12 protein-coding genes are annotated in these 12,683 nt (G+C 67.4%); 7 read left to right on the top strand and 5 right to left on the bottom strand.

Translation table 11 applies throughout. The annotated features are described in order from the left end of the window. The 5 genes from accC to WS57_RS20525 all read right to left on the bottom strand — a co-directional run bounded on the left by accC (position 1) and on the right by WS57_RS20525 (position 3,844). Entirely contained in the window at positions 1-1,368 is a 1,368-nt protein-coding gene (gene accC / locus WS57_RS20505) for an acetyl-CoA carboxylase biotin carboxylase subunit (protein ID WP_040126607.1), read from the bottom strand. Positions 1,369-1,453: 85 nt separating this feature from the next. Beyond that, positions 1,454-1,930: an acetyl-CoA carboxylase biotin carboxyl carrier protein gene (gene accB / locus WS57_RS20510; protein ID WP_009695504.1), complete on the bottom strand. Its 477-nt coding sequence runs from the start codon at positions 1,928-1,930 to the stop codon at positions 1,454-1,456. A 66-nt stretch (positions 1,931-1,996) separates the two neighbouring features. After that, positions 1,997-2,449, bottom strand: a complete 453-nt coding sequence (gene aroQ / locus WS57_RS20515; protein ID WP_040126608.1) for a type II 3-dehydroquinate dehydratase — start codon at positions 2,447-2,449, stop codon at positions 1,997-1,999. A gap of 194 nt (positions 2,450-2,643) precedes the next feature. After that, a complete protein-coding gene (locus tag WS57_RS20520) occupies positions 2,644-3,192 on the bottom strand; it encodes a TlpA family protein disulfide reductase (RefSeq protein ID WP_069244771.1) in 549 nt (182 codons plus the stop codon). 7 nt (positions 3,193-3,199) lie between these two features. Next, on the bottom strand, positions 3,200-3,844 hold the full coding sequence (locus tag WS57_RS20525) for a hypothetical protein (protein ID WP_040126610.1): 645 nt from the start codon (positions 3,842-3,844) through the stop codon (positions 3,200-3,202). A 123-nt stretch (positions 3,845-3,967) separates the two neighbouring features. On the opposite strand from WS57_RS20525, the gene mpl reads away from it, so the two are divergent. The 7 genes from mpl to WS57_RS20560 all read left to right on the top strand — a co-directional run bounded on the left by mpl (position 3,968) and on the right by WS57_RS20560 (position 12,363). After that, complete coding sequence (gene mpl, locus WS57_RS20530; protein ID WP_230949627.1) at positions 3,968-5,473, top strand: UDP-N-acetylmuramate:L-alanyl-gamma-D-glutamyl-meso-diaminopimelate ligase; 1,506 nt, start codon at positions 3,968-3,970, stop codon at positions 5,471-5,473. Beyond that, positions 5,470-6,039, top strand: coding sequence for a YqiA/YcfP family alpha/beta fold hydrolase (locus WS57_RS20535; protein WP_069244772.1), 570 nt, complete (start codon positions 5,470-5,472; stop codon positions 6,037-6,039). Before mpl ends, WS57_RS20535 begins: the two co-directional genes overlap by 4 nt. Before the next feature lie 80 nt (positions 6,040-6,119). Continuing rightward, positions 6,120-8,201 carry a ribonuclease catalytic domain-containing protein gene (locus tag WS57_RS20540; RefSeq protein ID WP_040126613.1) on the top strand — a complete coding sequence of 694 codons (2,082 nt, stop codon included), beginning with the start codon at positions 6,120-6,122 and terminating at the stop codon, positions 8,199-8,201. Then, positions 8,198-9,064 (top strand): shikimate dehydrogenase, encoded by an 867-nt coding sequence (aroE, locus tag WS57_RS20545; protein WP_059516702.1) that lies wholly within the window; start codon positions 8,198-8,200, stop codon positions 9,062-9,064. Before WS57_RS20540 ends, aroE begins: the two co-directional genes overlap by 4 nt. A 13-nt stretch (positions 9,065-9,077) precedes the next feature. Then, on the top strand, positions 9,078-9,815 hold the full coding sequence (gene mtgA / locus WS57_RS20550; RefSeq protein ID WP_040126615.1) for a monofunctional biosynthetic peptidoglycan transglycosylase: 738 nt from the start codon (positions 9,078-9,080) through the stop codon (positions 9,813-9,815). Positions 9,816-10,255: 440 nt separating this feature from the next. Then, complete coding sequence (locus WS57_RS20555; RefSeq protein WP_059516705.1) at positions 10,256-11,863, top strand: S10 family peptidase; 1,608 nt, start codon at positions 10,256-10,258, stop codon at positions 11,861-11,863. Between the two features lie 98 nt (positions 11,864-11,961). Further along, the gene (locus WS57_RS20560) at positions 11,962-12,363 is read left to right on the top strand and encodes an EF-hand domain-containing protein (protein WP_059516707.1); all 402 of its coding nucleotides are present in this window, start codon (positions 11,962-11,964) and stop codon (positions 12,361-12,363) included. Positions 12,364-12,683: the final 320 nt, after the last annotated feature.

The raw sequence follows: 12,683 nt of genomic DNA on the forward strand, positions 1-12,683 counted from the left end.
TTACGCTTCTTCCGGTGCGACGGCCTGCTTCTGCGCGAGCCGGTTTTCGAGGTAGTGGATGCTGGTGCCGCCTTCGACGAACTTCGAGTCGATCATCAGCTCGCGGTGCAGCGGGATGTTGGTCTGGATGCCTTCGACGACCATTTCCGACAGCGCGATGCGCATCCGGCGGATCGCCTGGTCGCGGGTCGCGCCGTAGGTGATCAGCTTGCCGATCATCGAATCATAGTTCGGCGGCACGAAATAACCATTGTAGGCATGCGAGTCGACGCGCACGCCGGGGCCGCCCGGCGTATGCCACGACGTGATCCGGCCCGGCGACGGCGTGAACTTGAACGGATCTTCCGCGTTGATCCGGCACTCGATCGCGTGGCCGCGGAACTGGATGTCGCGCTGGCGCAGCGTGAGCTTTTCGCCGGCCGCGATGCGGATCTGTTCCTGCACGATGTCGACGCCGGTGATCAGTTCCGACACCGGGTGCTCGACCTGCACGCGCGTGTTCATCTCGATGAAGTAGAACTCGCCGTTTTCGTACAGGAATTCGAACGTGCCCGCGCCGAGGTAGCCCATCTTCTTGCACGCGTCCGCGCAGCGGTCGCCGATGCGGTCGATCAGGCGGCGCGGAATGCCGGGCGCCGGCGCTTCCTCGATCACCTTCTGGTGGCGGCGCTGCATCGAGCAGTCGCGCTCGCCGAGCCAGATCGCGTTCCGGTGCGCGTCGGACAGCACCTGGATCTCGATGTGGCGCGGGTTCTCGAGGAACTTCTCCATGTACACCTGCGGGTTGCCGAACGCACGGCCGGCTTCCTCGCGGGTCATGTTGACCGCGTTCACGAGCGCGGCCTCGGTGTGCACGACGCGCATCCCGCGGCCGCCGCCGCCGCCGGCGGCCTTGATGATGACCGGATAGCCGATCGCGCGCGCAATCTTCACGATCTCCTTCGGATCGTCCGGCAACGCGCCTTCCGAACCCGGCACGCACGGCACGCCGGTCTTGATCATCGTCTGCTTCGCGGTGACCTTGTCGCCCATCAGGCGGATCGTTTCCGGACGCGGGCCGATGAACGTGAAGCCCGATTGCTCGACGCGTTCGGCGAAATCGGCGTTCTCCGACAGGAAGCCGTAGCCGGGGTGGATCGCCTCGGCATCGGTGACTTCCGCGGCGCTGATCAGCGCCGGCATGTTCAGGTAGCTCAGGTTCGACGGGGCCGGGCCGATACAGACGGCTTCGTCCGCGAGGCGCACGTACTTGGCTTCCTTGTCGGCTTCCGAGTAGACGACCACCGTCTTGACGCCGAGCTCGCGGCACGCGCGCTGGATGCGCAGCGCGATTTCACCGCGGTTGGCAATGAGGATTTTTTCAAACATAGCGAATATTCGTCTCTTCGAGGGGCGCGCGAACGGCGCCTGGAGAGCATCGGCGGCGCGCGGCCGGCGTGGCCGCGCGGCGGGCTTAGCCGATCACGAAAAGCGGCTGGCCGTATTCGACGGCCTGGCCGTTCTCGGCGAGGATTTCCTTGATCACGCCGGCCTTGTCCGACTCGATCTCGTTGAGCAGCTTCATCGCTTCGATGATGCAGAGGGTCTGGCCTTCCTTGACCGTGTCGCCGACCTGGACGAACGGGTCCGCGCCCGGCGACGGCGCGCGATAGAACGTGCCGACCATCGGCGACGTCACGACGTGGCCCTGCGGTGCGGGGGCGGCCGCCGGGGCGGCTGCGCCTGCGGCCGGCGCGGCTGCGCTTTCGGCCGGCTGCGGCGCCGCCTGCGCGACGCTGACCTGCGGGGCATACCCGCCCGTCGGCTGCACGTAGACCGGCGGTGCGTTCTTGACGATGCGCACCTTGCCTTCGCCTTCCGTCACTTCCAGCTCGGAGATGCCGGATTCGGAGACGAGGTCGATCAGAGTTTTCAGCTTACGAAGATCCATCGGGAATTCCCCTTTCAATACGTGAAAGCGCCGGTTGGGACCGGCGCTGAATCTAGACTCGCGGAATCAGCCGCGCGGCGCGCCTTGCAGCTTGTCCAGCGCGTATTCGAGCGCGTACAGATAACCTTTCCAGCCGAGCCCGCAGATCACGCCTTCGGCCTGGTCGGAAAAGTAGGAGTGGTGCCTGAACGCTTCGCGGCGATGCACGTTCGACAGATGAACCTCGACGAACGGGATGCCGACGCCCGCGAGCGCATCCCGGATCGCGACGCTGGTATGCGTATACGCGGCGGGATTGATCAGGATGAAATCGGTCTGTTCCTCCCGCGCGGCCTGGATGCGGTCGACGAGCGCGCCTTCGTGGTTGCTCTGGAACGACGACAGTTCGACGCCGGCTTCCTGCGCCCGAGCGGCAAGCGCCTGATCGATCTGCGCCAGCGTGACGCGGCCGTACACCTCCGGTTCCCGGGTGCCGAGAAGGTTCAGGTTGGGGCCGTGCAGCACCAGCAATCGTGTCATGGTCGCTTCTAATTCTGCGGAATTGCGCGCACTTTAGCGCTAATTAGAGAAATTTGTCTAGTTTTGCCGAACGCGCGCACGAACCGGACCTGCAAGAATTACCGGCATGGATCCAAAGTATCGGCGAATTCACGCGAAATTGGGGCGATCGATCTACAAATCGCCGTCAACGTGCATAGCGTGGTTCAGACAAGTCACAAGGCGTCGAGGGTCTTTTTCAGGTCGGCCGGCTGGATTTGTCCCAATTTTGTCTCGCGAATCCTGCCAGTTTCGTCGATCACGACGGTAAAAGGCAGTGCGCCAGCCGTATTCCCGAAATTGCGGGCCAGATCGGCGCCCGCATAACCGCTGACGAAGACCGGATAGTCGACCTTCACCTTCTGCAGAAAGTTCTTCACGTTCTGCTCGGAATCGACGCCGATCCCGACGAAACGGATCCCTTTCTGTTTGTACTGGTGCGACAGCGCGACCAGTTCCGGCATCTCCTCGACGCACGGGCCGCACCACGACGCCCAGAAATTGACCACGACCTTCTGGCCCTTGAAAGCGGCCAGCGTGGCCGGCTTGCCGTCGAGGTCGGTCAGCGACGCGGCCCACAGCCGGTCGACCGGGCTGCCCTGCGCGGCGGCCGCCGCGACGGCGACGCCGTCGTCGCTGCCGCGGAACCAGTGGCCGGCGGAGATCCCGCCGGCGACGGCGGCGGCCGCGACCACCGCGAGCGCCAACATGCGTTTCATCATCATCGTTGAATCATTCCGGTTCGGAAGGGGCGTTGGCCGCATCGACGAGCGCGCGCAACGCGGCGGCGTCCGCGCGGGCGACGCGGCCGCGCGCATCGGCCTTGACCGCGCCGCGCAGATCGTCGCTCGCATAGAGCGCGACATGGATGCCGATCGCATCCATGTCGCGGCGCGGGCGCCACAGGAAGCTCAGCGTCTCGACGTCGCCGCGGCCCGCGAAGTGCCGCGTCTCCGACACGTCGTACTGGACGTTCTGGTTCAGCAGGTAGATCGCGACGTCCTTCGGGTTGTCGGTGAAGGTCTGCAAATGGATGTCCGAATGCACGTTCGCGGTGCCGTTCAGCACGGCGCCCGTCACATACGGATTGAACTCGGCGAGCCGGCGCATCCAGTCGAGCGCGATTTCGCGCAGGTCGCGCAGCTCGTCCGGCTGCGTGTCGCTCTGGAACAGCGCCAGGTATTCGCGCAGTTCTTCCTCGATCAGGTCGTTATCCGGCAGCCATTCGCCGGCAACGCGCGAATCGCCGAGCAGCTGGCGCGCCGCCTTGCGCTTGGCGGCGGCGTAGTCCAGCCCGTCCTCCGCGATCAGGCGCGCGGCGGACTGGGCGATTTCCTCGCGGACGCGCCGCGGATCGACAAGGGGTTTGCGAGACATGATCCGGCAATCATACTCGATCGCCGCAGCGCCCGAACGCGGTGCGGCCGTGCGTCGCCCGCCGCACCGGCGGCGCTCGCGCACAGCGTTCGGGCCGCCGGGCACGGCAGGCCGTCAGTTACAATGGCATTCTTTGTGTCGCGGCGAGCGTCGTGGGCCGGTGCCGGCCGCGCGGCCCGTCAGGCGCGGCGCAGACCATCCTTTCCGAATCGACGGCGCCCGGCGGCGCGAAAGCATTCATCTATGCACATCCACATTCTAGGCATCTGCGGCACCTTCATGGGCGGTCTCGCCGTACTCGCGCGCGAGGCGGGCCACACGGTGACGGGGTGCGACGCGGGCGTCTATCCGCCGATGAGCACGCAGCTCGAGGCGCAGGGCATCACGCTGATCGAGGGCTACGGCGCCGAACAGCTCGACCTGAAACCCGACCTGTTCGTGATCGGCAACGTCGTCACGCGCGGCAACCCGCTGATGGAAGCGATCCTCGATGGCGGGCTGCCGTACGTGTCGGGCCCGCAATGGCTCGGCGAGCACGTGCTGGCCGGCAAGTGGGTGCTGGCGGTCGCCGGCACGCACGGCAAGACGACCACCTCGTCGATGCTCGCATGGCTGCTGGAGGACGCCGGCCTGAACCCGGGCTTCCTGATCGGCGGCGTGCCGCTGAATTTCGGCGTCTCGGCGCGGCTCACCGATTCCAGCTTCTTCGTGATCGAGGCCGACGAATACGACACCGCGTTCTTCGACAAGCGCTCGAAGTTCGTCCACTACCGGCCGCGCACCGCGGTGCTGAACAACCTCGAATTCGATCACGCCGACATCTTCCCCGATCTCGCCGCGATCGAGACGCAATTCCACCATCTGGTGCGCACCGTCCCGGGCATCGGCCGGATCGTCACGAACGGCCGCGCCGACGCGCTCGATCGCGTGCTGGCGCGCGGCTGCTGGAGCGAGGTCGAGCGCTTCGGCGTCGACGGCGGCTGGCAGGCGCTGCCCGCCGAGGACGGCGTGCCGGTCGACGAATGCTTCGCGGTGTATTCGCTGGGGCAGCGCGTCGGCGAAGTGGCGTGGCAGGTGCAGGGCGAGCACAACCGGATGAACGCGCTGGCGGCGATCGCGGCCGCGCGCCACGTCGGCGTGCCGCCCGCGCAGGCCGCCGCGTCGCTCGCGTCGTTCCGCAACGTGAAGCGGCGCATGGAAGTGCGCGGCAGCGTGAACGGCGTGACCGTCTACGACGACTTCGCGCACCATCCGACCGCAATCGAAACCACGATCGCCGGCCTTCGTGCGCGCATCGGCCGTCAAAACACCCGGATTCTCGCCGTGCTCGAGCCGCGTTCGAACACGATGAAGCTCGGCGTGATGAAGTCGCAGCTGCCGGCGAGCCTCGCCGATGCCGATCTCGTGTTCGGCTACGGCGCGCCGTCCGGACGCGACGCGCTCGGCTGGAATCTCGGCGAGGCGCTCGCGCCGCTCGGCGACAAGGCGCAGGCGTTCGGCGATCTGCACCTGCTGGTGAAGGCCGTCGTCGAAGCCGCGCGCCCCGGCGACCAGGTGCTCGTGATGAGCAACGGCGGCTTCGGCGGCGTGCACCAGAAGCTGCTCGACGCGCTCGGGAGCCGCGCGTGATTCTCTATCTGCACGGTTTCCGGTCGTCGCCGGCGTCGCAGAAGTCGCAACTGCTCGCCGCGCGCATGACCGCGCTCGGCCGCGCGGACGAATGGCGCTGCCCGTCGCTGTCGGTGTCGCCGCTCGAAGCGGTCGCGCTCGCCGAGGCGCAGGTCGCCGGCGCGCAGGACGTGACGGTGATCGGCAGCTCGCTCGGCGGCTACTACGCGACCTGGCTCGCGGAAAAGCACGGCTGGAAGGCCGTGCTGCTGAATCCGGCGATCGTCCCGCAGCGCGATCTCGAGCAGTATCTCGGCGAACAGCCGCTGTACCACGGCGGCGGCTCGATCGTCGTCGAGCGCCGTCACCTGCACGAGCTCGACGCGCTGCGCGTGCCGGCGATCACGCGCGCCGAACGCTACTATCTGTTCGCGGCGACCGGCGACGAAGTGCTCGACTATCGCGAGATGCTCGCCCATTACCCCGGCGCGAAAACGCGCGTGATCGAAGGCAGCGATCACGGCATCAGCGAATTTGCCGACTATGTCGACGACGTTCTCGCATTCTGCGACGAAAAGACGACATGATCCGGCCACGGGCCGATCGAATTCCCATCATCATGCGGCGCCGCCGAAGCGGCGTCCGGCAGTCTGAACGAGAGTACTGAGTGAACGTTTTCTTCGAGGAATCGGGCAGTTTCAAGGCGGGCAGCGTGCTGTCGCGCCAGGGCGACGCGTTTCAGGTCGAGTTGCCCGGCGGGCGGCGCGCGAAGGTGCGCGCGAAGGACGTGCTGATCGAATTCGAGAAGCCGGCCGCGAGCGAGCTGATGCAGGAGGCCGATGCGGCCGCGCAGCAGATCGATCTGGATTTCCTGTGGGAATGCGCGCCGGCCGACGAATTCGCGTACACGGCGCTGGCCGAAGAGTATTTCGGCGCGACCTACGGCCCGGTCGAGCGCGCGGCGCTCGTGCTGCGGCTGCACGGCTCGCCCGTCTACTTCCGCCGCAAGGGGCGCGGCCAGTACCAGCGCGCGCCGGAGGAACAGCTGAAGATGGCGCTCGCGTCGCTCGAGCGCAAGCGCCAGCAGGCGCTGGTGCAGGCGCAGTACGAGGAAGAACTGAAGGCCGGCAAGCTGCCGGAGGCGTTCGCGGGCAAGGTGCTCGGGCTGCTGACGCGCCCGGACAAGAACGCGATCGAATACAAGGCGATGGAAGCGGCGGCCGGCGCGCGCGGCGTGTCGCCGGCGCGGCTGATGCTCGACTGCGGCGGCATCGAGTCGCCGCGCGCGCTGCACGAGGCGCGCTTTCTCGCCGAATTCTTCCCGCACGGCACCGGCTTTCCGCCCGTCACCGTCGGCCCGCTGCCGGACGACCTGCCGCGCGCGGACGTCGAGGCGTTCTCGATCGACGACATCACGACCACCGAAATCGACGATGCGTTCTCGGTCGAGCACCTGTCCGACGGTCGCGTGCGCGTCGGCGTGCACATCGCGGCGCCGGCGCTCGGCATCGTGCGCGGCGACGCGGTCGACGCGATCGCGCGCGCGCGCCTGTCGACCGTCTACATGCCGGGCGACAAGATCACGATGCTGCCGGACGACGTCGTCGACGTGTTCACGCTGAAGGAGGGCGACTATCGCCCGGCGCTGTCGCTGTACATCATCGTCAACCGCGACACGCAGGAGATCGTCGCGAACGAGACGCGCGCCGAGCTCGTCTACGTGAAGAACAACCTGCGCCACAACACGCTCGACGAGCTCGTCACCGAGGAGACGCTCGCGGCCGGCACCGGCGACTATCCGCACAAGGACGACATCGCGGTGCTGTGGCCGCTCGCGCAGGCGCTGTTCGAGAAGCGCCAGCAGGCGCGGGCGGGCTACGGGCTCAAGCGCGAGGTGCAGCGCAACACCGACTACAACTTCTACGTCGAAGGCGAGCACGTGACGATCACGCCGCGCCGTCGCGGCTCGCCGCTCGACCTGATCGTGTCGGAGCTCGCGATCCTCGCGAACTCGACCTGGGGCGCGTTCCTGCACGATCACACGGTGCCGGGCATCTATCGTTCGCAGCGCGGTTTCGGCACGCCGGGCCCGAAGCGCACGCGGATGCAGACGACGGCCGCGCCGCACGAAGGCCTCGGCGTGCCGCAGTATGCGTGGAGCACGTCGCCGCTGCGCCGCTACGTCGACCTCGTGAACCAGTGGCAGCTGCTCGCGTGCGTGCAGCACGGCGTCACCGCGAAGCTGGCCGCGCCGTTCAAGCCGAAGGATGCGGACCTGTACGCGGTCGTGCAGGGCTTCGACGACACGTATTCCGCCTACGCCGACTATCAGCGCCGGATGGAATACTTCTGGTGCCTGCGCTGGCTCGCGCAGGAGCAGAAGAAGCAGGTCGTCGCGAGCGTCGTGAAGGGCGATCTCGTGCGCCTCGAGGAAATTCCGCTGCTGCTGCACGTGCCGGGGCTCGGCGTGCATGCGCGCGGCACGCGCGTGCTGCTCGACGTGATGTCGCTCGACGAGCTGACGATCGAGGCGTCGGTGCGGCTGCTGAACGTGCTCGATGCGCCGACCGTGACGAGCGGCGACGCGGCCGACGACGAAGAGGAAGCCGAAGGCGGCGACGACACGCTGATCGACGCGCCGGACGAGTCGGCGCAGGCCGAGGCCGAAGCGCTGGCCGAATCGGACGATGCGTCGGCCGGCGAGGGCGGCGACGCCGCGAACGGCAACCCGCAGGAGCGCGCATCATGAGCACGGTCGCGTCGACGAGCGGCGCCGACCGCTACGTGGTGTTCGGCAATCCGGTGGCGCACAGCAAGTCGCCGTTCATTCATGCGCAGTTCGCCGCGCAGACGGGCGAGTCGATCGAGTACACGCACCGGCTCGCGCCGCTCGACGGGTTCGAGGCGGCCGTGCGCGCATTCGTCGCCGAAGGCGGCCGCGGCGCGAACGTGACCGTGCCGTTCAAGCTGGAGGCGCACGCGCTTGCCGATACGCTGTCGCCGCGCGCGGCGGCCGCGGGCGCGGTGAATACGCTGCGCATCGACGCCGACGGCCGCATTTACGGCGACAACACCGACGGCGTCGGTCTCGTGCGCGACATCGAATCGAACCTCGGCGTGTCGCTCGCGGGTGCGCGCATCCTGCTGCTCGGCGCAGGCGGCGCCGCGCGCGGCGTGGTGCTGCCGATGCTCGATCGTGCGCCGCTGTCGATCACGATCGTGAACCGCACCGCAGGCAAGGCCGAGGCGCTGGTCAGCCAGTTCATGCAGGCCGCGCACGATGCGGGCTGCACGCTCGCGGGCGGCGGCCCGGGCGAAGTGCGCGCGGCGCCGTACGACGTGATCGTCAACGCGACGGCCGGCAGCCTCGACGCGGCGCTGCCGGAGTGCGACCCGGCCGCGTTCGGCGCGGGCACGCTCGCGTACGACATGATGTACGGCGCGCAGCCGACCGTGTTCATGCAGCACGCGGCCTCGCTCGGCGCACGCACCGCCGACGGGCTCGGGATGCTGGTCGAGCAGGCGGCCGAATCGTTCCTGCTGTGGCGCGGCGTGCGTCCCGACGGCGCGCCCGTGCTCGCGGCGCTGCGCCAGGCGCTCGCGGCGGGCTGAGCGGAGCGCGGCAGTGGTGGCGGTCGGCGGTGCGGAACGCACGCGCAGGGTCAGCCTGACGCGCTGGGTCGTCTATGCGGGCTCGGTGTTCGCGGGCGCGTGGCTCGCGACGCAGCTGTTCTACGTCGTGCAGATCGCACTGTGGTCGGTCGTGAACCCGGGCTCGACCGCGTTCATGCGCACCGACGCATGGTGGCTGTCGCGCGACAATCCGCCCGCGCGGATCCAGCATCAATGGGTGCCGTACGACCAGATCTCGCGCAACCTGAAGCGCGCGTTGATCGCGTCGGAAGATTCGACCTTCGCGACCAACAACGGCTACGACGTCGACGCGATCCTGCAGGCGTGGGAGAAGAACAAGGCGCGCGGCCGGATCGTCGCGGGCGGTTCGACGATCACGCAGCAGCTCGCGCGCAACCTGTTCCTGTCGCGCGAGAAGAGCTACATCCGCAAGGGGCAGGAACTGATCATCACGTGGATGCTCGAAGCGCTGCTCGACAAGGAACGGATCTTCGAGATCTACCTGAACTCCGTCGAATGGGGGCGCGGCGTGTACGGCGCCGAGGCTGCCGCGCGCTATTACTACAAGATTCCCGCGAGCCGGCTCGGCGCATGGCAGTCCGCACGTCTCGCGGTGATGCTGCCCAAGCCGCGCTGGTTCGACGCGCATCGCGGTTCGGCCTATCAGGCGCAGCGCGCGGCCGTCATCGCGCGCCGGATGGGCGCGGCCGCGCTGCCTCAATCCGAATGAGCGCATGAGCGGGCGGCGCGCCCGCGCCGCCGCATTGCCCGTTTCTCCGTCCGTGCGCCGTTGCTGCGCCGCAGCGCATTCGTGTCGCGCGCATATGGGGCCACATTCTTTAGACGAAATCGTCTATTTCGCATTGCCGAGCAATACCGGCGAGCATTCGATTTTGTTGACCGAAACCGGCTGAAATCACAGGATTTTTAGTGCCTGCAGATAAACGCCGGCACGTGCCGAAAGCTGTTTGAAATTACACGTTTCGGCATTCGAAGTACTTCTGTAAGGTGTGCGCCGCACCCACGTCCGCGCAAATATTTCAAAATTTTTCAAAGCTGACGCGCTCCCGTATATTGGCCCTGCCTCGGCCTATCGGCCGTGACATCGAGGCGGGGGGCGGCTTATCGAGCCGCTCGACACGACAACATCCAAGAACAAGGAAAGCAACGATGCCGAAGCGCAAAGCGAAGCTGTTGTTGAGCGTGGTGTTTTCTTCGCTGATCCTGACGGCCTGCAACGACGACGTGACGTCGTCCGCGACGAGCGCCAACGACTCAGCCGATCCCGCCGCACAGGCGGACAAGCCGTACAACGATCCGAACAGTTATTCGTCGAGCGGGAGCGCATCGCTCGATCCCGCCGCCGCGGTCGAGAAGGCCGCCGTCACGCACCACCAGATCACGCTGAACGGCCAGACGATCCGCTACACGGCCACGGCCGGCCACCTCGTCGCGCGCAATCCGCAGACGGGCGCGCCCGAGGCGTCGTTCTTCTACGTCGCCTATACGGCCGACAACCAGCCCGCGGCGAAGCGCCCGGTCACGTTCCTGTACAACGGCGGCCCCGGCTCCGCATCGGTGTGGCTGCATCTCGGCTCGTTCGGCCCGAAGCGGATCCAGACTGGCGATCCGAACGCGGGCACCTCGACCTTTCCGTTCGTCGACAACGCGGAAAGCCTGCTCGACACGACCGATCTCGTGTTCGTCGACGCGATCGGCACCGGCTATTCCGAAGCGATCGCGCCGAACACCAACCAGACGTTCTGGGGCGTCGACCAGGATGCCGGCGCGTTCCGCGATTTCGTGGTTCGCTACCTCGGCGTGAACCAGCGCAACGACTCGCCGAAATACCTGTTCGGCGAATCGTACGGCACGCCGCGCACCGACGTGCTCGCGAACCTGCTCGAGACGGCCGGCGTGAAGCTCGCGGGCATCGTGCTGCAGTCGTCGATCCTCGACTACAACGTGAACTGCGACATGGCGAGCGACTATATCGGCAACTCGAACAACGGTTCGAGCCCGGTCAGCTGCGCGGGCTTCGTGCCGTCGTACGGCACCGTCGGCGCGTACTACCAGCTCGACAATCCGAATCCGCCGAGCCTGCCGCCGTATGCGGACCAGATGCGCCTGCTGACCGCCGGCAGCTACGTGCCGGCAGTGAACGCGTATCTGGCGAGCCATACGCCGCCGTCGCCGAGCCTCGTGACGACGATGACGAACGCGACCGGCGTGAAGGCGTCGCTGTGGAACGCGGACTTCAACGTGGTTCCGACCTTCTTCGACAACAGCTTCCAGCTGTCGCTGATCCCGGGCACGCTGATCGGCCGCTACGACGCGCGCGTGAACGTGCCGCTGTCGAGTCCGCTCGCCGCCGATGGCGACCCGTCGAGCACCTACATCACGAAGCCGTTCACCGACACGATCGGCAGCTATCTGCCGAACCAGCTGAAGTACAGCGCGCAGTCGGCCTACTCGGTCAGCAGCAACGCGATCAACACCTGGGACTGGAGCCACGACGGCCTCTCGATGCCCGACACGATCCCCGATCTCGCCGCGGCGCTGACGCTGAATCCGTCGCTGAAGGTGCTGTCGCTGAACGGCTATCACGACATCGCGACGCCGTTCTACCAGACCGAGCTCGACCTCGCGCGGCTCGGCTCGCAGCCGAACCTGACGATCAAGGACTATCAGGGCGGACACATGGTCTATCTCGACGATACGTCGCGGCCGCAGGAGAAGGCGGATCTCGCGACCTTCTACAACACGGCCGCGCACTGATGCAGCGCTGCGCCGGCCGCGGCGGCAACCTTCGGGCGAGATGCGTCCGAAAGCCGCGGGCCGGCCGTCGACGACCTCATTCCAGACTGGAGCCTGACATGAACCAACGTTTCATCGTCGCTGCCGTCGCGCTCGCAGGCGCGGCCGCCGCCTTTTCCGCATCCGCGTTCGCCCAGGCGAGCGACGCCGCCGCGCCGCAGCGTGCACGCCAGGCGCAGCTCGGCGATCCGTACGTGCCGCCCGCCGCGCGCCGGCCGACCGCCGGCACGCAGACGACCGGCGCCGCGCTGCACGCGCAGGTGGTGCGCAAGCTCGCGCGGCAGTTCGGCGCGGCCGATACGCAGAACACCGGTTCGATCACCGAAGCGCAGGCGCGCGCGGCCGGCCTCGGCTATGTCGCGAATCACTTCCGGCAGATCGATGCGAGCGGCAGCGGCCGCGTGTCGTTCTCCGACGTGCAGCGCTACATGCAGGCGCGCAGCGCGAGCCAGCAGCAGTAACGCCGGCGCGCGGCGCGCATGAGCAAACGGGGGCGGAACCTGCGGCGAGCGCGGGTTCCGCCCCCGCGCGCATCACGGACCTGCTTCCCGCCCGCCGCGCCGCGCGCGCCGCCGCTTTCGGCAGTTTTCTCATTATCTGGGCAACGCATTCAAATATTGGAGGCGAGTGCGTGCGCTCCTACAATCCGAAGCACATCGACAGCTTCGGACCCACGCATCGCGCGGCGCCCGACGCACACGGAGACACATTCCATGACGTTTGCCGGGCGCTTCCCTCGGTGCTTCGACCGCCGCGTCGCCGCGGCGCCGGACCTTGGCCC

Source organism: Burkholderia pseudomultivorans (assembly GCF_001718415.1).
In the GTDB taxonomy this organism is placed as follows: Bacteria; Pseudomonadota; Gammaproteobacteria; order Burkholderiales; family Burkholderiaceae; genus Burkholderia; species Burkholderia pseudomultivorans_A.

What these genes read in the sequence shown, in the direction of transcription:
- accC (WP_040126607.1), bottom strand. Translation starts at nt 1,368, where the DNA reads ATGTTTGAAAAAATCCTCATTGCCAACCGCGGTGAAATCGCGCTGCGC.
- accB (WP_009695504.1), bottom strand. Translation starts at nt 1,930, where the DNA reads ATGGATCTTCGTAAGCTGAAAACTCTGATCGACCTCGTCTCCGAATCC.
- aroQ (WP_040126608.1), bottom strand. Translation starts at nt 2,449, where the DNA reads ATGACACGATTGCTGGTGCTGCACGGCCCCAACCTGAACCTTCTCGGC.
- WS57_RS20520 (WP_069244771.1), bottom strand. Translation starts at nt 3,192, where the DNA reads ATGATGATGAAACGCATGTTGGCGCTCGCGGTGGTCGCGGCCGCCGCC.
- WS57_RS20525 (WP_040126610.1), bottom strand. Translation starts at nt 3,844, where the DNA reads ATGTCTCGCAAACCCCTTGTCGATCCGCGGCGCGTCCGCGAGGAAATC.
- mpl (WP_230949627.1), top strand. Translation starts at nt 3,968, where the DNA reads ATGGCATTCTTTGTGTCGCGGCGAGCGTCGTGGGCCGGTGCCGGCCGC.
- aroE (WP_059516702.1), top strand. Translation starts at nt 8,198, where the DNA reads ATGAGCACGGTCGCGTCGACGAGCGGCGCCGACCGCTACGTGGTGTTC.
- WS57_RS20555 (WP_059516705.1), top strand. Translation starts at nt 10,256, where the DNA reads ATGCCGAAGCGCAAAGCGAAGCTGTTGTTGAGCGTGGTGTTTTCTTCG.
- WS57_RS20560 (WP_059516707.1), top strand. Translation starts at nt 11,962, where the DNA reads ATGAACCAACGTTTCATCGTCGCTGCCGTCGCGCTCGCAGGCGCGGCC.